Origin of the sequence: Carboxylicivirga linearis (assembly GCF_018271995.1) — a bacterium.
Lineage (GTDB): Bacteria > Bacteroidota > Bacteroidia > Bacteroidales > Marinilabiliaceae > Carboxylicivirga > Carboxylicivirga linearis.
This window is the reverse complement of sequence record NZ_JAGUCO010000006.1, coordinates 86193-110183: the sequence shown is the minus strand read 5'-3', so window position 1 is coordinate 110183 and position 23991 is coordinate 86193. Positions and strand designations below refer to the sequence as shown.

Below are 23991 nucleotides of genomic sequence, written 5' to 3'. Positions count from 1 at the left end.
CCTAATTTATAGATGTTTTGTGTTGTTCAATAATTTTGTTGCAAATAAATTCAGCTGCATGACCATCGCCATATAAGGGGGGGTAGTTTAAATAGTCAACTCCCGGAAAATTCAACATGCAACTTAAAATTTTCTTATTATCGGCATCTGCCAGAATCGCATTCCCTCCATTAACCAACTCAATCCATTCTGTTTCAGGTCGAAGAACAATGCAGGGTTTTTTAAAGAAAAAAGCTTCTTTTTGTACGCCCCCAGAATCAGTTACAATTAATTTGCAATTAGCTTCCAGCTGAATGATATCAAAAAAGTTAAGTGGTTTGGAAAGAATGATTTTAGGATTGTCAAACAATTTGTTTTTCAGTTTTGCATCCAGTAGACCTTCCACCATTTTATGGGTGCGCGGATGAACCGGAAATACAATCTTTAAATTCGATTGTTTTGTGTACTCAACAACAGAACTAATTATAGCCTTTAAACGGCTCTTGTTATCCGTATTTAAATCGCGATGCATAGTGAAAAGAATAAATGCATCCGATGTCAGATTTAAATCTTTTAAAATGGTGCTGTGTTCTGAGGATAAAGCTGAATAATAAAGTGAGTTGTCATACATGATATCACCGCAATGAAAAACGCCTTGTTTATCTGCATTGGCAGGTAAGGCATGATGGTTTATTCCTTCGTTTAATAAATTCTGTATGGCAGCTTTGGTAGGGCAGAATAACAATGTTGAAATATGGTCGCACATAATTCGGTTTACTTCCTCAGGCATGCGTTTATTGAAGGAGCGCAGGCCGGCCTCGATGTGAACAACCGGAATATTCATTTTAATAGCGGTTAACGAGGCCGCAACAGTAGAATTGGTATCTCCATATACAAGCACAAAATGTGGCTTTTCTTTGAGTAAAACATCCTCAAAACGATTCATGATAAGTGCGGTTTGTTTGGCATGACTTAATGAGCCGCATTCCAAATTATATTTGGGCTGAGGAATATTCAATTGACTAAAAAAATCACCAGACATATTTGCATCATAATGTTGGCCGGTATGAACCACAACATCTTCTATTTCTGTTTGGTAAGATGTTGCAATAGCGCGGCTAATGGCTGCTGCTTTAATTATTTGAGGTCTAGCGCCTACTACGTTAATTAGCTTTATCATGAGGGTTTTAATTCTGCATTTCTATATTTATAATTAGCATCAAAACTAGCTAAAATACTTTTGTCAATAAAGTTTAGGGATGGAATTTCAAAAGTACAATTTGTTTTGGGTTGCGGTTAAATTTTGTTAATTACGCGATTAATTTGCATCTTCTTCAGTGGTTCTGATGGCATTTTATATTTTTGCACTAATTTTGATACATGGCGCAATCGAATCAAATATCCAGTGGTAAGAAATTACGCAGTTCATATGTAACTACCACCATTAGTATTGCCTTGGTTCTGTTTTTATTAGGAATCATTGGATTACTGTCTCTTAATGCTCAGAGATTATCTAATTATGTGAAAGAAAATATTGGTTTCACAGTGATGGTTAAGGATAATGCCCGGGAAGCCGAAGTGAAAAGGTTGGAAAAGATGTTGGCTACTTCACCTTTTGTGAAGCAAACCGTATATGTAGATAAAGAGCGTGCTGCCAAAGAACTGCAGGAAGAGTTAGGCGAAGATTTTGTAGAGTTTCTTGGATATAACCCATTATTTTCTTCCATCGAGGTGAAATTATATGCCGAATATGCTCACCCCGACAGTATAGCCGGTGTGGAAAATATTATTATGGAATTCCCACAGGTTAAAGAAGTTTTGTATCAAAAGAATTTGATTCATCTGGTGCATAAAAATGTAAATAAAATATCACTGGTGCTGTTGGCTTTTGCGGTAATGTTACTTTTAATTGCAGTAGCTTTAATTAATAATACAATTCGTTTATCTGTTTATTCAAAGCGTTTTTTAATTAGAACTATGCAATTAGTAGGCGCCACTAAAACCTTTATTCGGCAACCCTTTTTAGTTACCAGTATATTGCATGGATTTATTGGTGCTGTTTTGGCAATAATGCTTTTGTCAGGGTTGATATATGCCACCAATCATGAACTTGCCGGAGTTATCGGATTTCAGAATTTAGATTTGATATTGGTTCTTTTTGGAATAGTAATTGTATGCGGAGTGTTGATTACGCTTCTTTCAACCTTTTTTGCGGTTAATAAATATTTAAACCTAAGTACAGACGACTTATATTTTTAATATATACTTGATATGGCTAAAAAAGAAAACGAGCAAAAGTTTCAGTTTGCTTTAGGTAAAGAAAACTATATACTACTTGCAATCGGATTTGCAATTATAATTGTAGGTTTTTTATTGATGATGGGTGGAAGATCTGAAGATCCAGCCGTTTTCAACGAAGAAATATATAGTTTTAGACGTATCACACTAGCTCCAATCATTGTTTTATTTGGCTTTATGTTCGAGATTTATGCTATCATGAAAAAGCCAAAATCAGTAGACTAATCAACAAATTATTTCATGGGTATTTTAGAAGGTTTGATTCTTGGAATTATTCAAGGATTAACAGAGTTTTTGCCTGTTAGTAGCAGTGGGCATCTCGAAATTGTTAAAGCATTATTCGGCTCAAATGTGATTGCTGAAGAAAGCATGTTTATGACGGTTATGTTACATGGTGCAACGGCTTTAAGTACAATCGTTATTTTTCGAAAAGAAATTGGAGAGATCTTAGGTGGCTTATTTCAGTTTAAATGGAATGAACAAACTATTTTCTCATTGAAAATAATACTTTCAATGGTGCCAGCTGCTATTGTAGGTGTGGTATTTGCCGATCAGTTAGAGACCTTATTTGAAAATCAGATTGTATTGGTTGGTTTTATGCTGTTGGTTACTGCTGGACTTTTATTTTTGGCAGATAAAGCTAAAACAACCGAAAAAGGGGTTTCGTATTCGAATGCCATTGTTATTGGTATTGCTCAGGCTATCGCTATTCTCCCCGGTATTTCACGTTCAGGAGCTACTATTTCTACATCAGTTATGTTGGGTATTGATAGAACGCGAGCAACTCGATTTTCATTTTTAATGGTTGTGCCATTAATTTTAGGAAAGATGGCCAAGGATTTGTTATCGAGCGAATTTACAGTTTCTGGTGAATCTGCTATGCCTGTTATCGTTGGCTTTATTGCTGCCTTTTTAACTGGATTATTGGCTTGTACCTGGATGATTAAGTTAGTGCGAAAAAGTAAATTAACCTATTTCTCTATTTATTGTGGAGTAGTTGGGTTAGTTGCAATTGTGTGTGGGTTATTTTGTTAGAGAGTAAGAAGATGGAATTTTCGGCTGAGTATTTTCAGGCAGGTCAGGTTTTATTAATTGATAAACCGCTTGAGTGGACATCCTTTGATGTTGTCAATAAAATCAGATATTCGTTAAAGAGATATTTGAATATCAAAAAAATTAAAGTTGGTCATGCCGGCACACTTGATCCTTTAGCAACCGGATTGGTTATTGTTTGCACCGGAAAGGCTACTAAGCAAATCGAGCAATTTTCTGGTTTAGATAAACAATACATTGCCGATGTTGAGTTAGGTAGTACTACTCCAACCTACGACAAAGAATCTGAGCCTGATGCAATTTACAGCTGGGAGCATATTACAGAAGAGTTGGTACAGGAGAAACTTGAGCTGTTCAGAGGTGATATAGAGCAAATTCCTCCCATATACTCAGCTTTAAAAGTAAAAGGTGTAAAAGCTTATGATCTGGCTCGTAAAGGAAAGGACGTTGAAATGAAAGCGCGTAAGATTCATATCAGTAAGCTTGAATTGATAGAATTTGGTGAGAAACATCTAAAGCTGGATGTTAGTTGTAGCAAAGGTACCTATATTCGTTCTCTGGCTTATGATTTAGGTGTGGCTTTAAATTCGGGAGCTCATTTATCAGGTTTGGTACGAACGCGAATTGGTGATTATCAGTTAAAAGATGCTATTTCAATCTTTGATTTTGAAAAAAAATTAGCGTCCTTTGTAACAAAATAGAAAACCTTACGTATAAGGTGGCCTATGCTTTAATTAAAATGTCATCTTTCACCCTCTTTTGTTAATTGGTACAGAAGCATATCTTAAATGGTATGGATGGTGAAATATGGTTTTGAAGGAAGAAAATAAATAAAATAATAACAGGAAAAAGATTACTCTATGAAGCTGTCGAAGTTTAAATATAAACTGCCTGAAGAATTAATTGCTTTACATCCTACTCAAAACAGGGATGAGTCACGTTTAATGGTGTTAAATCGCAAAGAAAAAACGATCGAGCACAAGATATTCAAAGATGTGATTGACTATTTCGAAGATCAGGATGTAATGGTATTTAATAATACCAAAGTATTTCCGGCTCGTTTATATGGTAACAAAGAAAAAACCGGAGCTGAAATAGAAGTTTTTCTATTAAGAGAATTAAACCGCGAACAACGACTTTGGGATGTTTTGGTAGATCCGGCTCGTAAAATTCGTATTGGTAACAAATTATATTTTGGCGATGATGATTCGTTAGTAGCTGAAGTAATTGATAATACTACTTCACGAGGACGTACTTTACGTTTTTTATATGATGGACCTTATGATGAATTTAAGTCGAAGCTTTATGGATTAGGAGAAACACCTCTTCCTCGTATTGTAAATCGTGAGGTGGTTCCTGAAGATCGTGAGCGTTACCAAACCATTTATGCAAAGCACGAAGGTGCCGTTGCTGCTCCAACAGCAGGAATGCACTTTAGTCGTGAGTTAATGAAGCGTTTGGAAATCATCGGTACCGATTTTGCTGAAATTACATTACATGTTGGTTTAGGTAACTTCCGTCAGGTTGATGTGGAAGACTTAACCAAGCATAAAATGGATTCGGAGCAGATCTTTATTACCGAAGAGGCGACTAAAATCATTAATGCAGGTAAGGACAAGAAGAAACGAGTATGTGCTGTTGGTACAACTGTAATGCGTACTTTAGAAAGCTCAGTTTCTACCTTTGGTCATGTGAAGCCTTTTGAAGGATGGACGAATAAATTTATTTTCCCTCCATACGAGTTTCAGGTGGCAAATAGCATGATAACTAACTTGCACTTACCATTATCAACTCTATTAATGATGGCAGCTGCTTTTGGAGGGTACGATTTTGTTATGGATGCTTATCAGGAAGCAGTAAAAGAAAAGTATCGTTTTGGAACTTATGGAGATGCGATGCTAATTATTTAAGAATTAGAATCTAGATAAATAGAAAGCCGGCTAATAAAGTCGGCTTTTCTGTTTTATAATAAACTATCTTTTTTGTAAATTGGGTTATGTAACTCATTTAAATCAATCTGATGGTTAGGATTTATGTGCCTGTGAATTTTTCTGAATATTCGGTTAATGCTATTAACTATGCAATGACACTGGCGCAAAAACTGGAAGTTGATATTACCTTGTTGCATTGTTCTCATGCTTATCATGATGACGATTCTGAAAAGTTGGATGATACGCAGATACGAAATCATTTTGACGTACTGTTAAAAAAATATCAACCACAGTTGACAAGTAATGTGAGAATGCATACCCGTCATGTAAAAGGTTACCCCGAAGATGTTCTGGTTGAGTTAAGTGTAAGCGATGATCCGGATGTAATAGTGATGGGCACCCGGAGTAAGGGTGAAACCATCAAAGAATTACTAGGTAGTGTAACCAGCGATGTGATTAAAAATGCCAAGGTCCCCGTTCTGGCTGTTCCAGCAGAGTCAACTATCGACCTAAATAAAATCAGTCATGTATTATTTGTAACCGACTTTGGTGAGCAGGACTACCGTTCACTACATAAACTTATTAAGCTGGTAACGCCTTTTAATACAGTAATTCATGCTGTGCATTTTGCCACTAATATGCCTGATAGATGGGATAAGAAGCGCCTGGAAGAAATGCGCTTGTATTGTGCCGAAACCTATCGCAAGTATAAGATGGAATTTGAATTCATTACTGGCGATGATTTTATCGATTCGTTGGATGATTACATTAAAAGCAAAGAAACTGATTTGATTGCGATGACACGCAGAAAGAGAAACATGATTTCTAAAATATTTCATCCTAGTATTACCCGAAAGATACTGTTTCATACAGATGTGCCTCTTTTGGTTTTTCATGAATGATAAAATAGGGGTTGATTCAATAAAAAGATGTAATTTAGAGTAAAGATTTAATCTTGATGTTATGGGAAAAGACAAAAAAAGGGTAGGTATACTTACAGCAGGAGGTGATTGTCCGGGTATCAATGCAGCCATTAGGGGAGTTGGAAAAACGGCCATTGTAAAATACGGAATGGAAATCGTGGGTATATCAAATGGTTTTAGTGGTTTGGTTGATATGGATGTTAATTTGATGGAAGAAAAAGCTCTTTCGGGAATTATTACCGTTGGAGGTACCATCTTAGGAACATCACGTTTGAAACCATTTAAGCGATCGGCTGGTGAAGAAGATGCCGATATGCCTAAAATCATCAAAGAAAACTACGAAAAATTAGGATTAGATGCCATCGTTTGTATTGGAGGTAATGGTACTCAAAAAACAGCCAATTTGCTTTCAAAAGAAGGTTTAAATGTAGTGGGTATACCTAAAACTATTGATAATGATGTTTGGGGAACAGATGTAACATTTGGTTTTGATTCTGCGGTGGGTATTGCTACCGATGCTATCGACCGTTTACATACAACAGCCAATTCTCATAAAAGGGTTATGGTGATTGAATTAATGGGGCACCATACCGGTTGGATTTCTTTATATTCTGGTATTGCTGCGGGTGGAGATGTTATTCTTTTACCTGAGCTGGAATATGATCTGGACCATGTTGCCGAGTGTTTAATGGCACGTAACAGGGTAGGAAAACCCTATTCTATTGTAGTAGTAGCTGAAGGAATCGAACACCCAAAGAAAAAATCAGCGGCCAGTTATATTGGAAAGAAAATTCAGAAAATGACAGGTCTTGAGACACGTGAGACTATTTTAGGTTATATACAACGCGGAGGTTCTCCTAGTGCGCAAGACAGAATTTTAGCTACCCGATACGGTGCTCATGCAGCTGATTTAATCCATCGCGGAGAATTTGGAACGATGGTGTCAATCAAAAACGATACTATTACATCGGTACCCTTAGAGGAAGTGGGAGGTAAATTGCGTTTGGTTAATCCCGACCATTATTTAATTCAGCAGGGACGAAGTATGGGAGTGTGTTTCGGTACCTGAAAATGATAGTATTAATGTAGGAATAACATATGAGCCGCCTCTTTTCTCTCAGGTGGCTTTTTTATTATATTTGCACAAAATAGATGTAAATGAGTGCTGAAGAAATAAAGAAGATTAATGATGAATTGAGTAACGCAAGTGCTCAGGAAATCATTAAATATTTTACAGATAAGTATGGGGATAAGATTGCTTTATCGTCAAGTTTGGGTGCCGAAGATCAGGTGTTAACTCAGATGTTGGTGGAGATCAACCCTGATATTAAAATATTTACTTTGGATACAGGTCGACTGTTCCCTGAGACCTATGATTTGATTGATCGTACATCCAGAAAATATAAAAAGAACATTCAGGTTTACTTCCCTAAGAAGAAGAAAGTTCAGAAGATGGTGAATGAAAAAGGAATCAATCTGTTCTTCGAGAGCGAGGAAAATAGAAAAGAATGTTGCTTCGTTCGCAAAATAGAGCCTTTACAAAGAGCCTTTAAAGGGCTTGATGCCTGGATTTGTGGTTTACGTGCTGGTCAGTCGGTAACACGAAAAGATATTGAGGTGGTTGAATGGGATAGTAATAATAATTTACTGAAGATTAATCCGCTGGCTAACTGGAGTGAAGAGCAGGTTTGGGATTATATCAAAACAAAAAAAATTCCATATAACACGTTACATGATAAAGGATTTCCAAGTATTGGTTGTCAGCCTTGTACCAGAGCTATAATGGAAGGTGAAGATGTAAGAGCCGGCCGTTGGTGGTGGGAAAGTCCTGATACCAAAGAATGTGGATTGCATAAAAGATAATGAGGCAAAATATATGGCATCTTTATAATGAGGATGCCTTTTTTTGTTTTAAAATTACGCTTGATAAACAGAAGTATGGCATTATCAAAAAAAGCAGTTACTGTACTTAAGCTCATTCTTAAGATTGTGTTCTCCGCAGCTGCCATTTATTACATTGTTTCTAAACTTGATTTAAAAGAAGTTGGGCATTTAATTTCTACAGCTAATCTTTGGTATGTGTTCTGGGCATTGCTAATCTATGGATTGTCTCAGATAATTAGTTCTTTTCGTTTAAATGAACTGTTTAATGCTATTCAACTTAAATTACCTCATATAGCCAATATAAAGCTGTACTGGTTAGGTATGTTTTATAATTTCTTTTTGCCGGGTGGCGTTGGAGGCGATGGCTATAAAGTTTTTTACTTACATAAAAAATTTAAAACACCTGTTAAGCAGTTGTTGGGCGCTGTATTGGCAGACAGGGTGAGTGGTTTGTCTATCATTCTGGTTTATATATTAGGCTTAGTTTATTTTATTAATTATGATTTACCTTACCAGGGGTGGTTCTTCTTATTCATTCCTTTTGTTAGTTTAGGGTTTTATCTATTTCTACGCATTTTTAATAAAAAACTAACTAAAGCTTTTGTTGCGGTTACCTTATGGTCGCTATTGGTGCAGGGTGTGCAAATGTTAGCCGTTTTATGCCTGTTAAAAGCTTTGGGAGGACAAACAAAAGGGCATTGGGATGATTATATGTTTTTGTTCTTTCTTTCAACCATTGCTTCTGCCATACCCATTACTTTAGGTGGAATAGGTGCTCGCGAAGTTACCTTTTTTAAAGGAGCCCTGTTGTTGGGAGTCAATCAGGAAATTGCTGTTGCTGTAAGTGTGTTGTTTTATTTGAATTCCTTGTTAGTGTCCACTCCTGGATTATACTATGTTTTCAGGGTGAAAAAGGTTTTTGCCATATCTGAAGAAGAGTCGTAATTGATAGTAAATAAGTGAAATGAATTTAATTATAGATTTTTTTCTATAATTAACGAACTTTCCTGTTTAGTGGTTGTTTCCTACATAAAACAAGAGTCAACCATGGAAAACAACTTTAATTTACCACAAAACAACAAGAAACGAGTCGTTATTGTAGGAGCAGGATTTGCCGGCCTGAAAATTGCGCGTAAACTTCGAAAATCACCTTACCAGGTGGTGGTTATTGACAAGCAGAATTATCATCAGTTTCAACCATTGTTTTACCAGGTGGCAACATCAGGTATTGAGCCAAGTTCCATATCTTTTCCGGTAAGAAAGATTTTTCAGAAAAATACCAATCTTCATTTTAGGCAAACAGAACTTTTGGAAATTCTTCCTGATAAGAAGAAGATTATTACTGGGAATGGTGAATTAAGTTACGATAAATTAGTGATTGCAACCGGAGTGAGTACTAATTATTTTGGTTCAGCTAATCTCGAAAAATATGGTTTGCCAATGAAAACAACGGCTGAAGCAATTAATCTACGAAACAGAATACTGGCATCTTTTGAGAAAGCGATTTTAACAGAGAATGTAAATGATCATACGAAGTTAATGTCGGTGGTGGTAGTAGGAGGTGGACCAACAGGGGTTGAATTGTCGGGTGCCATTGCTGAAATGAGACGATATGTTTTACCTAAGGATTATCCGGAACTGGATTTTAGTCGGATGAAAATTTTGCTATACGAAGCTAGCCCTCGATTACTGAATGGTATGTCGGAAAAGTCTGGAGCAAAGGCACTTGAATTCCTGAAAGAATTAGGAGTGGAAGTTCATCTGAACACCCGTATAGAAGACTATGATGGTGAAAAAATCAGCTTGTCTGATCAAACCGAAGTATATGCAACAAATCTGTTATGGACCGCAGGTGTTAGTGGTAAATACATCAAAGGTTTAAATAAGGAAGTTTATACTCCGTCAAATCGATTGATTGTAGATTCATATAATCAGGTTATTGGATTAGATGGAGTTTATGCAATTGGCGATATATCTTGTGTATTAGATGATGATGCATATGAAAGAGGTCATCCTCAGGTTGCACAGGTAGCCATTCAACAGGCCGATAATTTGGCAAATAATTTTGTTAAAAAGAGTCAGAAGCCATTTAAATATAAAGATAAGGGTAGCCTTGCTACTATTGGACGTAATATGGCTGTAGCTGATTTGCCGGCAATGAAGTTTTCTGGATTTATAGCCTGGATACTATGGTTGTTTGTTCATCTAATGGCCATTGTTGGTGTTAAAAATCGCTTCTTTATATTTGTGAATTGGGCACAAAGTTACTTGTGGCGCGATCAATCATTACGCATATTAATAGCACCCTATAACAAAGCTAAAAAGGATAAAAGCAACCAACCTTTAGTGCGTACTAGCTAAAGGGCTTTGTCGCTGTATCCGGCAGTAATAGTAGTAGTTCCTGAGTTGGCATCTTTTACATGTACAATAACTTCAAATATATCATCCTCTTGAACTTTTTCACCTTTAACAGGAGAGAAAGAGATGTGATCGATGTCAATCCTCAGGTAATTTTGAAGATATTCTTTTAAGTCGTTGAGGCTGTTGAATAATGTTTTAGGAACGTTTGCCTTAGAGCTCGGCAACCTAAATTTAATCATGTTATCACCAATTACCGAAGAACGGGTGTCTTGCAAACGGTTAATAGCATTTCTTAGTTCCTTTAGTTTATCCAGATCGCTAGATGTTTCCTCTGTGCCCATTGTACTATCCTTGGGTTTGGGGATCAGGCCTTTTTCAATCATATAATCCTGAGCAATATAGGTTCTTTCTTCTGGCTCAAAATCTTCATGATATGCAATGTCAAGTTGTTCAAACAGTTTTAACATAAAGTCAGCTTGATCCTCAGGAATTTCTACCTTAAAGGTCTTCATACTTCTTCCAGTTTATGATGTTATAACGTAAATAAACGACAAGTGTCTGTACAAATATAAATAAATATTTATATTCTCTTAACATTATGTAAGTAAAGATGACAACTGAATATTATGTTTTCTATACTAAAAGTCGGATAGACGAGTAGAAAGACTGAAATGGTTAGATGTGCCAGCTAAATGATACCGGGCTGAACCATAGGAAAACCTGAATTTATAAACCTTAAACCCAAATCCCCAAGAAAAGCCTACTGTCGACATTTTTGAGCCTATCCCTAATTCTTTGCGTCGGCGGTGGTTATATCCAAAATCAACCCAAAAATTGTCGCTTGGAACAAATTCAATTCCTAAGGCAATATGACGCATCATTTGATCAAAAGCATTTCCATTATTGCCTCCATCTTCAATTTCATCACCGCTGCCGTTGCTAACTGAATATTTTAAATTCCAATCTAATAAATCCTGAGCCGTTACGGCCAACCGGAAAGGGGCATGGGCCAGCTTTTTAGCAATACCTATTTGAACGTCAGTAGGCATCGATTCGTAAGTGTTGTTATAAGTGCTGATTTGTGATCCCACATTTTTAACTACCAATCCTGCAGAAAACAGTTGATTAGTGGATTGATACATCATTCCAATATCCGCCGCTAAACCAAAGGAGTTATATTGTTCGAAACTGGAAATAACTGGTTTAATCGATATTCCAAGGTGAAGTTTTTGTGAAAGTTTTTTAGCATAACTAAGCTGAATAGCATATTCTGCTGCAGAAAAAGTTCCCTGCAAATTTCCGTCTTCATCAGCACGATCGAAATTACCATAATTGATAGTATGAATACCTAATCCAAAAGTTCCTACGCCTTCAACATGATGAGCATAGCCTGAGTAAAATATATTGATATCGCTAACATAAGGCACATAACTAAGAGTTAAGTCTGTATTAACGGCAGATGTTAAGTTGGCCGGATTATTAAAAACCAGGTTAATATCATCATCAGCTAAACCAACCTGATTACCTCCCAAAGCGCCAACACGTGCTGAATTAGCCAGGTTAAGAAAATCGTAGGTGTAGGTGCCTGCTTGCTGGGCATTGCCAGCTATACAGCAGGTTAATATGGTTAATATGACAAGTAATTTTTTCATCATTAGATTCTAAAACGGCAAAAGTATCATTTTAGTGTAAATGATTGTCTAATTATTAATCGTAAATGACTTTTAATCCTTCTACCACATCAAAAACAGCCGGACAAACAAAAGTGTTTTTATAGGTTAGCGAACTAATCTGAAAAAATCGTTTTCTGTCGGTATGCGGATACTCTCGGCAGGCACGTGGACGTGATTCATATACCATGCAATAATTATCAGGCATCAGAAATGGGCAGGGTGTTTCATTAAAAACATAATCACCATCTTCGTCCAGATGAAGGTATTGGTCAATAACGGCAGAGGGTTTAATACGTAAATGTTTTGCCAGTCGGTCAATATCTCTGTCGATAACAATTGGACTTATTGATTTGCAGCAGTTGGCGCATTCAAGACAATTGGTATATTCAAAAACCTGATGGTGCAAATCTTGAGCATTCTCATCCAGATCCTTTGGTTTTTTCTTCTTTAGTCGGGTGAGAAATACCTTGTTTTCCTTTGACTTATTCTGTGCGTCAACTTTGAGTTTATTTAGGTCGATTGCCATTTTTTCTTAGTTTCAATTGCGAAATAAATACTCCACCAATAACAATTGCTATACCAACGAGTTTTTGCAGATCAATTTCTTCATCCAGTATCCACCAAGCAAAAAAGGCAGTAAATACAGGAATCATATTTACAAATACATTGGCTTTGCTAATTCCTATTTTTCTCATTCCATAGGTAAAAAAGATAAATGCCAGTGAGGATGCAAAAACCGAGAGCTGAAGAACAGCAATCACTGCTTCGGTAGTTATGTGTGTGTGGGTAACATGTTGCCAATCAATAACAATAAAGAAAGGTAGAAATAAAATGGTACCCACTACATTTTGATAGGTGATAATAGTAACCGCATTATAATGAGCCGGAATCTTTTTTAAAACTATGGCATAGCCCATGGTTGCAAATACAGCCATAAACATCAAGGCAATTCCTTCAATAGGTGCTGCCAGACTGAAGTTTTTTTCAAAAATCAGAATCATAACACCGGTAAATGATATAGTGATTCCGGCAAGGTTTAAAAAGCTTAATCGCGATTTAAAAAACAAGCGGTCGGCAATGGGAGCAAAAAGGGGTACGGTTGAAACAATAACTGCACCCATTGTTGAGGATACAATTTTTAAACCATTGCTTTCGCCCATAAAGTATAGGAAAGGTTCAAAAAAACCAAGTAAGAAGAACCATCGCACATCTTCTCGTTTTAAAGGTATTAGTCTCCTGCTAAGTTTTAAAATAATAATTAACATCAGGGAGCTAATCACCAATCGGAAGAATACAATGGTAATGGGGTTGAACGACTCAAATGCCTGTTTGATCCAAACAAAAGAAATAGCCCAACAAATCATTGATAGTAATAGGCTTAATATAACTTTTAGTCGTTCTGGCATAAATGTTTTGTTTAACCGCGCAAAGGTAGTATTACTGTTCGTTTCGTCAATGAGTTAAGATAACTATATTTACGACTTCTAATACAATATTTAAACCATGAATCTACGTTTTTCAGGACTTATTCTTGCATTTTTTATGGCAAGTAATTTATTTTCTCAAGAAAGGCTAACAGTAGCTGAATCATCTAATTATACCCAAACTTCAGATTATACCCAGGTGATGGAAATAGTCGAATGGTTAGATGAACAATCAGAATTTATTCGAATTGAAGAGGTTGCAGAAACTATTGAAGAGCGAAAGGTACCTATGCTGGTAATTGCCAATCCTATGATTTATTCTGTGGAAGAACTAAAGAATGATAAACGAATTGTAGTATATATTCAGTCAAATATACATGCCGGAGAAGTAGAAGGAAAAGAAGCCAGTTTAATGCTGGCTCGTGATATTTTAAAGAAAGAAAATCAGAAATATCTGAAAGATGCCATTGTGTTGATTGTTCCGAATCTAAATGCGGATGGAAATGAGAAAAGAAGCGATCAAAACAGAACGCATCAAAATGGACCTAAAGTAGTTGGTATACGTTATAATGGTCAAAACCTGGATTTAAATCGTGATGCTTTAAAGCTTGAATCACCAGAAATTAGAGGTGTGGTAAGTAATATCCTTAATAAATGGGATCCTTCTATTACCGTTGATTGTCATACAACCAATGGATCTTTTCACGAAGAACCTATTACTTTTACCTGGATGATGAATCCCAATGGCGACAGGCAGTTAATAAATTATATGCGCGATAATATGATGCCGGAAGTGCATAAAACCCTTGGCGATAAATATCAAACCTTAAATTGTTATTACGGAGAGTTTGTAGATCGTTTGGAACCTCAGAAAGGATGGATTTCATATGCTGCCGAACCCCGTTATTTGGTCAATTATATTGGTGTCCGCAACCGTTTGGCTATTTTAAACGAGAACTATGTGTATGCTGATTATAAATCAAGGGTGCAAGGTTGTTACAATCTATTATGGAGTATTTTAGATTATGCAGTGGAAAATAAAAAAGAGATAAAAGATCTATTACAGGAGGCTGATAACAGAACCATAGCTCGCGCTGAACAGGAAGCAGTAAAGGATTCTTTTGCTATTACATACAAAGGTTATCCTACCCCGGATTCAGTTACCATATTGGCTTTTGAGGCAGAATATAGTCATACCGAAAATGGATGGAAGCGATACAAGAAAACAGATCGTAAAATCACGGTAACGGCCCCTTATATTGCCGATTATTTTGCAGAATCAAGTATTTCATACCCCAAAGCTTATGTGTTAAATAAGCCAATAAATGAAGTAGTTGAACTACTTGATATTCATGGTGTAAAATATTCAAGGCTTGAACAAGAAGCTACCATGCATGTAGAAGAATTTCTATTTTCAAAAATTAGTCCTGCTAATAGATTGAATCAGGGGCATTACCCAAATCATATAGAGGGTGAATGGACACAAAAAGAGAAAATATTTTCAGAAGGTGACATTCTAATACCCATGAATCAACCTTTAGCTAATTTGATTTCATACTTATTTGAAGCAAAGGCTGATGATGGATTGTTGAAATGGAACTTTTTCGATCGTTATATTGTTCCACAATGGGGAAGTAATTATTATCCATATCCGGTTTACAGGGTTTTAGACTAGATTTTCGAACTTCCAATATTTAAAATTATTGCATAAATAGGCCATTCCAAAAGGTATAGAAGCTTATTTTGTTACATTTGTGTTCAACAAAAAAATATGGATACAACAACAATGCAAAAAGACAGAAAGCAGTTTTTGCTTGATCAACGCTATTTGGCAATGGCGCGTATCTGGTCGCAGAATTCATATTGTAATCGCCGGCAGGTGGGAGCTATCATCGTAAAAAACAAAATGATTATCAGCGATGGCTATAACGGAACACCATCGGGTTTTGAAAACGAATGCGAAGATTGCGATAACAAAACAAAAGCCTACGTATTGCATGCCGAGGCAAATGCAATTACCAAAGTAGCCCGTTCGAATAATAGTTCTGATGGAGCCACTTTATATGTAACAGCTTCACCATGTATTGAGTGTGCTAAATTAATTATTCAGGCAGGCATTAAACGAGTGGTTTTCACCGAGAAATACCATAATGATGATGGTATAAAACTGTTGGAACGAGCCGAGATAGAGATTGTACATATTGAAGAAGAAATTATATAAATAGTTAGGATGAAAAATACACGTAATCAGATATTGATGCCGGTGATTTTTGCCCTTTTGGTAGTGTTGGGCATTTTCATTGGCAGAAATTTTATGCCGGCACCATCCGGGAAAGGGAATCCTCTAATGATTTATCCACAAACTGGTAAGCTGGATGCATTAATGGATCATATCGTTAACGAATATGTTGATACGGTTGACCGCGAAGAAATAGAAGAAGCTATTATTCCTGAGATATTAAAGGAACTAGATCCTCACACCGTTTATATTCCGGCTAAGGATTTGAATAAAGTGAACGAGGAATTACAAGGTAACTTCGGCGGTATTGGAGTACAGTTTAGTATGCAGGAAGATACTGTGTTGGTGATTAGTGTTATTTCCGGTGGACCTTCAGAAAAGGTGGGGCTTTTGCCTGGCGACCGTATTGTTCAGGTGAATGATTCGGTAATAGCAGGAAGAAATATTAGTAGTAATGACATAATGAAGACGTTGCGGGGCGAAATGGGTACTGAAGTTAAGGTAGGTGTTATTCGTCGTCCCAGCAATGAAGTTATACCATATACCATTACCCGTGGAGCTATTCCAATGTATAGTGTAGACGTTAGTTATATGGTGGAAGACAACATCGGATATGTAAAAGTGGATCGTTTTGCACAAACTACTTATCAGGAATTTTTGACCGCTCTTGCTAAGTTAAAAGCAAATAAGTGCGAGAAAATTATTGTTGATATGCGTGGAAATTCAGGAGGATTGCTGGATATAGCCATTCAAATGTGTAACGAGTTTTTAGCAGCTAAAGAACTGATTGTTTATACCGAAGGTAAATCTCAACCAAGACAGGATGTGTATGCCAATGGTGCGGGTTCATGTCAGGATACTAAAGTGATTGTTTTAATTGATGAGTTCTCTGCTTCGGCAAGTGAAATTTTTGCCGGTGCTATTCAGGATAATGACCGTGGTTTGGTGGTTGGTCGCAGATCATTTGGTAAAGGTTTAGTGCAGCAGCAAATTCCATTGCCCGATGGATCAGCTCTTCGATTAACAGTGGCACGTTATTACACTCCAAGTGGGCGATGTATTCAAAAGCCATATGACAACGGAGTTGAAGATTATTATCACGACTTCTATAATAGGGTGGCGCATGGAGAATTATTTAGTCAGGACAGTATTGAGTTTGATGAATCATTAGCCTATAAAACAAAAGAAGGAAGAACAGTTTATGGCGGTGGTGGAATTATGCCTGATGTTTTTGTGCCTCGCGATACCACTATGATTACTGATTATTTTATCAGTCTACGATCGAATGGTATTATTTATCGATATGCTCTGCAATATTCCGATAACCATCGCGAAGAACTGGAAGAGCTTAGAACTGCTTCAGCAATAAGTGATAAATTAGATGAGCACCAAATAATGAATGATTTTCTGGCTTATGCTAAAGATAAAGGTATTTCGTTTAATAAAGATCAATACCAGATTTCTAAGTCATTAATCAGGCAAGAAGTAAAAGCTTATATAGCTCGAAATATTATAGATAATGAAGGTTTCTATCCAATGATACACGAGGTGGATGAAACATTTATTAAAGCTTTGAACGAAGCTCGGAAATTGTAAATTAAATATTAAAATAATATCAAACCCTGTTTACAGAATTGTGAACAGGGTTTTTTTATGGGGATAAATGCGATTGGTGTGTGTCTTAATGTTGGGTATTTTTTAATGGATTGATATGTTGAATGTTGGCTATTTAATTTTTAGATAATTCATCGGAAGTGTAACATTATTTATTTTGAAATAGTTAAAGAGATTGTCTTTGATAGGGGATTGATAGATTCAAAGGCAATAGAGTGGGACTAGTAGTGACTCTTTACCGGGTGCTACGCAAATAAGTATAGGATGAGAATTGCATTTTTAGGAATTGCAATGATTGTTTTGTGGGGACAAACAATTATTGCACAAGAGGATCGTATTACTCTTAATTTAAAATTATCTAGTATTGATTCCATTTCAATAGAGCCGGAAATCAACTTTAATCTCGATTTAGATCTAAAGGATCAAAGGCTAATAAGCCCTGATATCAACTGGGATTATCCAATCAGCTATCAATACGACGTAAAACCTTCAAATCGGTTAAAAAAGTCATTAATCGCGCCTGCCTTGCTAATGGGTATTGGTATGTATTCAGGCAATTCGGCAAACACCTCCGATCGCTTTGGGAAACGTTCGATCAATGGTTCGATTCAGGAAGAGTTTAGTGGTTTTCATAGTTCTTTTGATGACTATCTTCAATGGGGACCTATCGCAATGGTTTATGGATTACAGGCCTTTGGATTACAGGGTAAACATTCCACCTGGGAGAGCACTAAGTTATTGATCAAATCAGAGTTGTTGGCAGCATCTTTCGTTACCATATTAAAATCTACCACTGATAATATAAGACCAGATGGTGAAGGAGAAAGATCATTTCCATCGGGGCACACCTGTCAGGCTTTTGTGGCTGCTACTTATTTGCATCGTGAATATGGGCATATAAGTCCTTTTTATAGCATTGCCGGTTATACAATGGCTTCGGCTGTAGGAACCATGCGTATGTTAAATCAGCGCCATTGGTTTAATGACGTAACGGTTGGAGCAGCTATGGGGATTGCTTTTACTAACCTGGTTTACTGGCATTACGACAGACGATCAAAGAAAAAGAAGCACAATGTGACAGCTGTGCCGGCAATAACTGACAAAGGAGCAGCCGTATCGATGTTGGTTCAGTTTTAGCATGGTTATTGCGGGTTTATTGACTTATATTTGTAAAAATTGTCGATTATGATTGTAGGTCTGTTAAGAACCATCTTCTATATTTTAGTTTTTTACTATGTATTTAAGTTTATAGGTAGATTAGTAATGCCTTATTTCTTAAAGAAAGGTGTGGAACGAATGCAAAAACAACAGCAAAATGCTGCCAATAATTTCAGACAGGAAGAAAAGAAAAAAGAAGGAACTGTAACCATTAATAAAGGCACACAGGAGAAGAATGATTCAACGTTTATGGAGAATCAGGGAGAATATGTAGATTTTGAAGAGATGAAATAATGGATTTTATTGCGCATTGCGCTTCACACTTAATCCGTTTCCCTGCAGGTTATAGCCAATTAGATTACCCTCTTTATCGTAATATTTATCTAAACTAACTGCATCTTTTGAGAAGAAGTTAATGAATTTAACTCCACCTTCAACTAAAGCTATGTTTTTTGTTGGAACCTCTTCATCGGTCTCAATCTTCTTGTAAATTTCGGCTAGTTCACGACTTAAAATATTGTTTGATAAATATTGAGGCATCATCACATTCAGTGCATACTCATAGCCATTTATTTCTTTTGTTTGATTAAGGTTAATGTCGCTACGGGTACTCAGTTTTTGAGCAACAATAATTTGTTTTTTAGGTTGAGTAACGGCAGTCTTATTCTTATTTATATTTTTTTGCTTACCCATTGGGTCTTTTGCAATCTGCATCAGACTATCTTTTGAAGGAGGCGTCTTAATAATTAAAGGCGTTTTATCAACTTTTGGTTCTGTTTTAGCTATTAAATCACTCTCAGTATTAGTAGAAGTTTCTTCTCTGTCAACAATAACTGCCATCGAATTGCGGGTATATTGTTTAGGCGTAAACCATAAGGCAGATGCAATTAATAAAACAGCAATAACAGCTGCCACATGTTGCAAACGTATCTGGCTAATGAATTTGTTGATAGTAAAATGTTTCAGCTGTGATTTGTTGCTTAAATGTATTTTTAAATCGGGCTTTAAAAAACTGATAGAATATAACTTTCGCTCTTTTGATCGTTTATCTTCATTAGGTTCAAGAATACTTTGCTCATTTTTCTCAACTTCAGTTAGTCCTTCTTCCTGTTCTTTAATGTATAAATATTCTATCGGACTTAAGTCAAACTCTTCAGCCTCATGTTTCTTTAAAGAAGCTTTATCAAATGAAGGGCCGATGTTTGGATTTGGTAGAATAAGATCTACCGGAACATCTAAGTTGCTCTTTAACTCAGGGTTATCATCCAGGAAAGAAAACAAGATAGCTTTATCTTCAGGAGTTATATTTCCTTCAAGATAATCCAGTAGGTATGCTTCGTAATTGTTTTTATCAATTTTCATAATCTTTCCTTTTAAACCACTACTTCCATTTTGCCGATGTATTCCTTTAGGTATTTACGGGCTCTGAAAATATAAACTTTCACCTGAGATTCAGTTAGATTGGTTAATTCTCCAATCTCTTTGTAAGAGTATCCTTCGTAATCGCGCAACATCACCACCATTTTCTGGATCTCCGGTAATCGATCAACAGCCTGATGAAGAATTTCATTTAAATCGCTATAGCCATCGGTAAATGAATGTTTGTTATCATCTACTTCATCCCATCGGGCTTGTTTTTTTTCACGTCGGGTAAGGTCAATTAATGTATGGTACGCTGTAGAAAAAAGGTAACTTTTAACCTTATCGTTATTTACATCTGAATGTTTTTTCCATAGTTTCTCAAATGTATCCTGCACAATGTCTTTCGCTTTGTCCTCATCTTTTATATTCTTGAGAACAAAGCGGTAGACTCCGTCGGAGTATTGATCTACAGCTAGGTTAAATTCTTTTACAGTCATACATTTGTTGTCATAAGACACAGGTGTGACGCACTAGTGAATTGGAATGTTACAGCACGGTTAAAATTATTTTATTTTAAATCGATCAAAACCGTAAAAAGGAATGTCGCTTACCAAAAAGGTATCGACTCTTGAGAAGTTAGGGCCTTTTTTACAATCAGATAAAAAGTGATGTATATTTTCACTTTCGCCCTCAGCATCAATTTCAACTCTTCCGTCGGAAAGGTTTTGCACATACCCTTTAATGCAATGTTGCTTTGCACCATTAGCTACATAGTATCTGAAGCCAACACCCTGAACCCTTCCACCAACAATCACTCGAACACGTTTCATATTACCATCCTCCATACCTGTAAATTTATAAAAGAGCAACAAAGAAGGAAAGTGCTTCATCAAATTATTTTTGATACGTGAAAATATTAAAAAATATGCAGAAATTTTGAATATTTTATAGGGGTGTGAAATGTAAAAGTGAATTTTAATACAAAAAAAGTCTAAATAGAGGGGGTGTTTAAGAATATTTATGAATATAAATGGTATAAATATTAACTCTGGTCACTTAAAATTAGCTAACTTTGCAGGCAAACATTAACAAAACCATGGAACTACTTCAAACAAGCTATTTTGCTTTATTTATTATTATTTGCTTAGGTTTTATTATCGGTAATATCAAAGTTAAAGGAGTATCGCTGGATATTTCGGCCATTATATTTGTGGCATTAGTTTTTGGTCATATGGGGGTTGTATTACCCAGTGTGCTGGAAAAGATAGGACTGATTTTATTTATTTATACCATTGGTGTTCAGGCGGGTCCTGGGTTTTTTGATTCTTTTAAAAAGAATGGTCGAAATCTGGTTTTAATTGCAGCAGCCGTTATTTTTTCAGCGTCATTGGTAGCCTTTTTATCGTATTACTTTTTAGGGCTAGACATGCCTATTGTTACGGGTTTACTTACCGGAGCTTTGACCAGTACGCCCGGACTGGCGGCGGCTATTGAAACCACCAATTCGCCATTGGTTTCAATTGGTTATGGTGTTGCTTATCCTTTTGGTGTGATAGGTGTGATACTATTTGTAAAGTTTTATCCTAAGATTATTCGCGCTAACATTAAAAAAGCAGAGGAAGATTACGAAAGACAATCAACTGAAGGTCATCCTGAAATAAAACACATCAGCCTTAGGGTTGAGAATGAGAATGTAATTGGTAAAACCATACAAGAGCTTCGTGTACGGACTATGACACAAGCTGTGATTTCTCGTGTGATGCATGATGGACATGCTGTAACGCCAAGTCGTCAAACAGTTTTGCATAAAGGTGATTTATTAAGGGCAGTAGGTACACAAGCTGCATTGGAAAAGATAGAGTTTTTAATTGGATCTAAAACCGACCAAAAGGTGCCTTTGGATAAAGGTTATGAAGTACAATCGATATTGGTAACCAATAAAGAAGCTGTAAGTGCAACATTAGGCAGTTTTAATCTTTGGATTAATTACCAGGCAACGGTCACTCGTATTCGACGAAGTGGAATTGATATTACACCATCGCCCAATGTGAAGTTGCAAATGGGAGATAAAATAATGGTAGCTTGTAATCGTGAAAATATGATGCAGGTAATTAGAATCTTTGGTAATGATGATAAGAAACTATCAGACACCGACTTTTTCCCCGTTGCGGCAGGTATTGTGCTAGGTGTATTATTTGGAAAAATGTCACTTTCATTTGGTCACTCATTTACTTTTAGCCTTGGGCTAACCGGAGGTGTTTTAGCTGTATCCATGATTTTAAGTCGTATTGGTCGAACCGGACCGGTTATTTGGAGTATGTCAGGTGCAGCTAACCAATTGTTACGTCAGTTAGGCTTGATGTTGTTTTTAGCCTCCGTAGGAACGAAAGCAGGTGCTACCCTGGTTGATACCTATCAACAATATGGTTTTTTACTATTTGTGGTTGGAGGATTACTTACTCTTATACCAATGATAATGGCTGTTGTGGCAGCATATTTCATCAAATCGATAAATATATTAACATTGTTAGGAACCATTACAGGGTCGATGACCAGTACACCTGGATTGGCTGCTGTAGATAGTACATCCGATAGTAATGCTCCGGCTATTGCATACGCAACGGTATATCCGGTTGCTATGGTATTGTTGGTAATATTTGTACAAATACTTGGATTATTAGCTTAAATTTTACGTACTTACTATACAATTAGAATCATAACCTTATAACAATGAAAAAACTAATTGTAAGTGTCTCTTTTCTGCTTTTTACAATTATTGGGTGGGCGCAGAGTGGAACGGTGCACCAAATGTATAAACTACCTGAAGAATCAAAATCTTCATCAGGAAATAGCCCGGTTATTGAGCTGACCCCCTTATTTGGGTATCAGCTAAATGGTAGCATTGATGCTTATCGTGGGCGTTTAAAGATGTATAATGCTGAGAACTATGGTGTAGCTCTTTCGGTAGGTGTAAAGCCCCGAATGATGGGAGAATTGAGTTATTCTTTTTCGCCTACAGATGCTAAATGGAGTACTTATGATGGAATCCGTGAAAGCTATGATATGACCATTCACTATTTTCAGTTAGGTGGTATTTATGAAGTGATGGATGGGCCTGTTAAGCCATTTGGTTTAATTTCGTTGGGTGTAACCTGGTTTGATGTTGAGAGTGGAGTAGATGATCATGTTTCCTTTTCTGGTGCTATTGGAGGCGGCTTAAAATTTTATTTAAGTGACAGAATAGGTATTCGACTTCAAGGAAGATTATTAATGCCTATGTATTTCGAAGGAGGAGGTTTATTTCTGGGTATTGGCAGTGGTGGTCCGTCTTCTGGAGTAGGTATTAGTACAGGGGTTTTAACTGTGCAAGGAGATTTTTCCGGTGGATTGATTTTTAGATTTTAGAAGAATTAAAATATAATAAAGAAGCTGCTTTTAATGATGGAAGCAGCTTTTTTTATATGTCAATTTTTAGGTCATATTGAGTTAATAAACCGGGTAATCCACGAAGCGAAAATCTGGCTTTTTTGATCCTGTTTATATCAGGATCAATATTGAAGTCGTATGCTGAACTTAGGTTGGCTTTTTCAAGATTAGTGCGCTCAAAAATGGCATTTTTAAGGTTGCAATCAGGAAGCTCAGATCCCGATAAGTCAGTTTCAGTAAAATCTACTTCTTCCAGTTGGCAATTGATAAAAAAGGTGTTTTTCATCTTCCTCTTATAGAATGATGACAAGTTTAGCAGGCAATTTTCAAACTGAACGGAGAACATGAATTCGTGACACTCGTTGAATGGCATACCAACCAACTTGCAATCTTTAAATCTAACATTACTAAAGGCTGTTTTAGTTAATTGAGAGGTGCTTAAATCACAGCCTTTAAAAAGACAGTCAACAAAAGTGAATTCTGATAGATTGAGATTTGAAAGTTGGCAGTTAATGAATTCACAATTATCATATTCGCCCTTGCTCAAGGTGTCTTGGGTAAATGTTATTCCAGAAAACTCTTCTTCTTCAAAAAATGGGCGTATCATATCACAATAAAATAAATGATGGGATAAACATACAAAATAAAAGCGGAAACAAAATGACT

General features: G+C 36.4%; 26 protein-coding genes. 17 read left to right on the top strand and 9 right to left on the bottom strand.

Going from position 1 to position 23991, the window contains the following annotated elements; translation table 11 throughout:
- Position 1: 1 nt before the first annotated feature.
- Positions 2–1159 carry a non-hydrolyzing UDP-N-acetylglucosamine 2-epimerase gene (wecB, locus tag KEM10_RS10660; protein ID WP_212215983.1) on the bottom strand — a complete coding sequence of 386 codons (1158 nt, stop codon included), beginning with the start codon at positions 1157–1159 and terminating at the stop codon, positions 2–4.
- A gap of 200 nt (positions 1160–1359) precedes the next feature.
- On the opposite strand from wecB, the gene KEM10_RS10655 reads away from it, so the two are divergent.
- The 10 genes from KEM10_RS10655 to KEM10_RS10610 all read left to right on the top strand — a co-directional run bounded on the left by KEM10_RS10655 (position 1360) and on the right by KEM10_RS10610 (position 10429).
- The gene (locus tag KEM10_RS10655) at positions 1360–2238 is read left to right on the top strand and encodes a cell division protein FtsX (RefSeq protein ID WP_212215982.1); all 879 of its coding nucleotides are present in this window, start codon (positions 1360–1362) and stop codon (positions 2236–2238) included.
- 12 nt (positions 2239–2250) lie between these two features.
- Positions 2251–2502, top strand: a complete 252-nt coding sequence (locus KEM10_RS10650; RefSeq protein ID WP_212215981.1) for a DUF3098 domain-containing protein — start codon at positions 2251–2253, stop codon at positions 2500–2502.
- A 15-nt stretch (positions 2503–2517) separates the two neighbouring features.
- Entirely contained in the window at positions 2518–3312 is a 795-nt protein-coding gene (locus tag KEM10_RS10645; protein ID WP_212215980.1) for an undecaprenyl-diphosphate phosphatase, read from the top strand.
- Between the two features lie 11 nt (positions 3313–3323).
- A complete protein-coding gene (gene truB, locus KEM10_RS10640; protein ID WP_212215979.1) occupies positions 3324–4031 on the top strand; it encodes a tRNA pseudouridine(55) synthase TruB in 708 nt (235 codons plus the stop codon).
- A 159-nt stretch (positions 4032–4190) separates the two neighbouring features.
- Positions 4191–5240, top strand: coding sequence for a tRNA preQ1(34) S-adenosylmethionine ribosyltransferase-isomerase QueA (queA, locus tag KEM10_RS10635; protein ID WP_212215978.1), 1050 nt, complete (start codon positions 4191–4193; stop codon positions 5238–5240).
- Positions 5241–5350: 110 nt separating this feature from the next.
- The gene (locus tag KEM10_RS10630; RefSeq protein ID WP_212215977.1) at positions 5351–6163 is read left to right on the top strand and encodes a universal stress protein; all 813 of its coding nucleotides are present in this window, start codon (positions 5351–5353) and stop codon (positions 6161–6163) included.
- Positions 6164–6224: 61 nt separating this feature from the next.
- A complete protein-coding gene (locus KEM10_RS10625; RefSeq protein ID WP_212215976.1) occupies positions 6225–7253 on the top strand; it encodes a 6-phosphofructokinase in 1029 nt (342 codons plus the stop codon).
- Positions 7254–7342: 89 nt separating this feature from the next.
- Positions 7343–8047 carry a phosphoadenylyl-sulfate reductase gene (locus tag KEM10_RS10620; protein WP_212215975.1) on the top strand — a complete coding sequence of 235 codons (705 nt, stop codon included), beginning with the start codon at positions 7343–7345 and terminating at the stop codon, positions 8045–8047.
- Between the two features lie 75 nt (positions 8048–8122).
- Complete coding sequence (locus KEM10_RS10615) at positions 8123–9013, top strand: lysylphosphatidylglycerol synthase transmembrane domain-containing protein (protein ID WP_212215974.1); 891 nt, start codon at positions 8123–8125, stop codon at positions 9011–9013.
- 102 nt (positions 9014–9115) lie between these two features.
- On the top strand, positions 9116–10429 hold the full coding sequence (locus KEM10_RS10610) for an NAD(P)/FAD-dependent oxidoreductase (protein WP_212215973.1): 1314 nt from the start codon (positions 9116–9118) through the stop codon (positions 10427–10429).
- On the opposite strand, the gene KEM10_RS10605 is transcribed toward KEM10_RS10610, so the two are convergent.
- The 4 genes from KEM10_RS10605 to KEM10_RS10590 all read right to left on the bottom strand — a co-directional run bounded on the left by KEM10_RS10605 (position 10426) and on the right by KEM10_RS10590 (position 13508).
- Positions 10426–10941, bottom strand: a complete 516-nt coding sequence (locus tag KEM10_RS10605) for a hypothetical protein (protein ID WP_212215972.1) — start codon at positions 10939–10941, stop codon at positions 10426–10428. The genes KEM10_RS10610 and KEM10_RS10605 overlap by 4 nt on opposite strands.
- 126 nt (positions 10942–11067) lie before the next feature.
- Complete coding sequence (gene porQ, locus KEM10_RS10600; RefSeq protein ID WP_212215971.1) at positions 11068–12081, bottom strand: type IX secretion system protein PorQ; 1014 nt, start codon at positions 12079–12081, stop codon at positions 11068–11070.
- A 55-nt stretch (positions 12082–12136) separates the two neighbouring features.
- Positions 12137–12628 (bottom strand): YkgJ family cysteine cluster protein, encoded by a 492-nt coding sequence (locus KEM10_RS10595; RefSeq protein ID WP_212215970.1) that lies wholly within the window; start codon positions 12626–12628, stop codon positions 12137–12139.
- Complete coding sequence (locus KEM10_RS10590) at positions 12609–13508, bottom strand: DMT family transporter (RefSeq protein ID WP_212215969.1); 900 nt, start codon at positions 13506–13508, stop codon at positions 12609–12611. Before KEM10_RS10590 ends, KEM10_RS10595 begins: the two co-directional genes overlap by 20 nt.
- Before the next feature lie 97 nt (positions 13509–13605).
- Between KEM10_RS10590 and KEM10_RS10585 the strand changes: the two genes are divergently transcribed.
- From KEM10_RS10585 to KEM10_RS10565, 5 genes are all read left to right on the top strand, one after another.
- The gene (locus KEM10_RS10585) at positions 13606–15201 is read left to right on the top strand and encodes a M14 family metallopeptidase (RefSeq protein WP_212215968.1); all 1596 of its coding nucleotides are present in this window, start codon (positions 13606–13608) and stop codon (positions 15199–15201) included.
- Positions 15202–15297: 96 nt separating this feature from the next.
- On the top strand, positions 15298–15747 hold the full coding sequence (locus KEM10_RS10580) for a dCMP deaminase family protein (RefSeq protein ID WP_244825755.1): 450 nt from the start codon (positions 15298–15300) through the stop codon (positions 15745–15747).
- A gap of 9 nt (positions 15748–15756) precedes the next feature.
- The gene (locus tag KEM10_RS10575; protein ID WP_212215967.1) at positions 15757–17361 is read left to right on the top strand and encodes a S41 family peptidase; all 1605 of its coding nucleotides are present in this window, start codon (positions 15757–15759) and stop codon (positions 17359–17361) included.
- A gap of 282 nt (positions 17362–17643) precedes the next feature.
- The gene (locus tag KEM10_RS10570) at positions 17644–18516 is read left to right on the top strand and encodes a phosphatase PAP2 family protein (protein WP_212215966.1); all 873 of its coding nucleotides are present in this window, start codon (positions 17644–17646) and stop codon (positions 18514–18516) included.
- Between the two features lie 48 nt (positions 18517–18564).
- Complete coding sequence (locus KEM10_RS10565) at positions 18565–18831, top strand: DUF4834 family protein (protein WP_212215965.1); 267 nt, start codon at positions 18565–18567, stop codon at positions 18829–18831.
- A 6-nt stretch (positions 18832–18837) separates the two neighbouring features.
- On the opposite strand, the gene KEM10_RS10560 is transcribed toward KEM10_RS10565, so the two are convergent.
- From KEM10_RS10560 to KEM10_RS10550, 3 genes are all read right to left on the bottom strand, one after another.
- On the bottom strand, positions 18838–19899 hold the full coding sequence (locus KEM10_RS10560) for a hypothetical protein (RefSeq protein ID WP_212215964.1): 1062 nt from the start codon (positions 19897–19899) through the stop codon (positions 18838–18840).
- Positions 19900–19910: 11 nt separating this feature from the next.
- Positions 19911–20396 (bottom strand): RNA polymerase sigma factor, encoded by a 486-nt coding sequence (locus tag KEM10_RS10555; protein WP_212215963.1) that lies wholly within the window; start codon positions 20394–20396, stop codon positions 19911–19913.
- A gap of 66 nt (positions 20397–20462) precedes the next feature.
- Positions 20463–20789, bottom strand: a complete 327-nt coding sequence (locus KEM10_RS10550) for an acylphosphatase (RefSeq protein ID WP_244825753.1) — start codon at positions 20787–20789, stop codon at positions 20463–20465.
- A gap of 206 nt (positions 20790–20995) precedes the next feature.
- Here KEM10_RS10550 and KEM10_RS10545 point away from each other — a divergent pair, with 206 nt between their 5' ends.
- Positions 20996–22585, top strand: a complete 1590-nt coding sequence (locus KEM10_RS10545) for an aspartate:alanine exchanger family transporter (protein WP_212215962.1) — start codon at positions 20996–20998, stop codon at positions 22583–22585.
- Positions 22586–22629: 44 nt separating this feature from the next.
- Complete coding sequence (locus tag KEM10_RS10540) at positions 22630–23304, top strand: hypothetical protein (protein WP_212215961.1); 675 nt, start codon at positions 22630–22632, stop codon at positions 23302–23304.
- Between the two features lie 52 nt (positions 23305–23356).
- On the opposite strand, the gene KEM10_RS10535 is transcribed toward KEM10_RS10540, so the two are convergent.
- Positions 23357–23932, bottom strand: a complete 576-nt coding sequence (locus KEM10_RS10535) for a pentapeptide repeat-containing protein (RefSeq protein WP_212215960.1) — start codon at positions 23930–23932, stop codon at positions 23357–23359.
- Between the last annotated feature and the right edge of the window lie 59 nt (positions 23933–23991).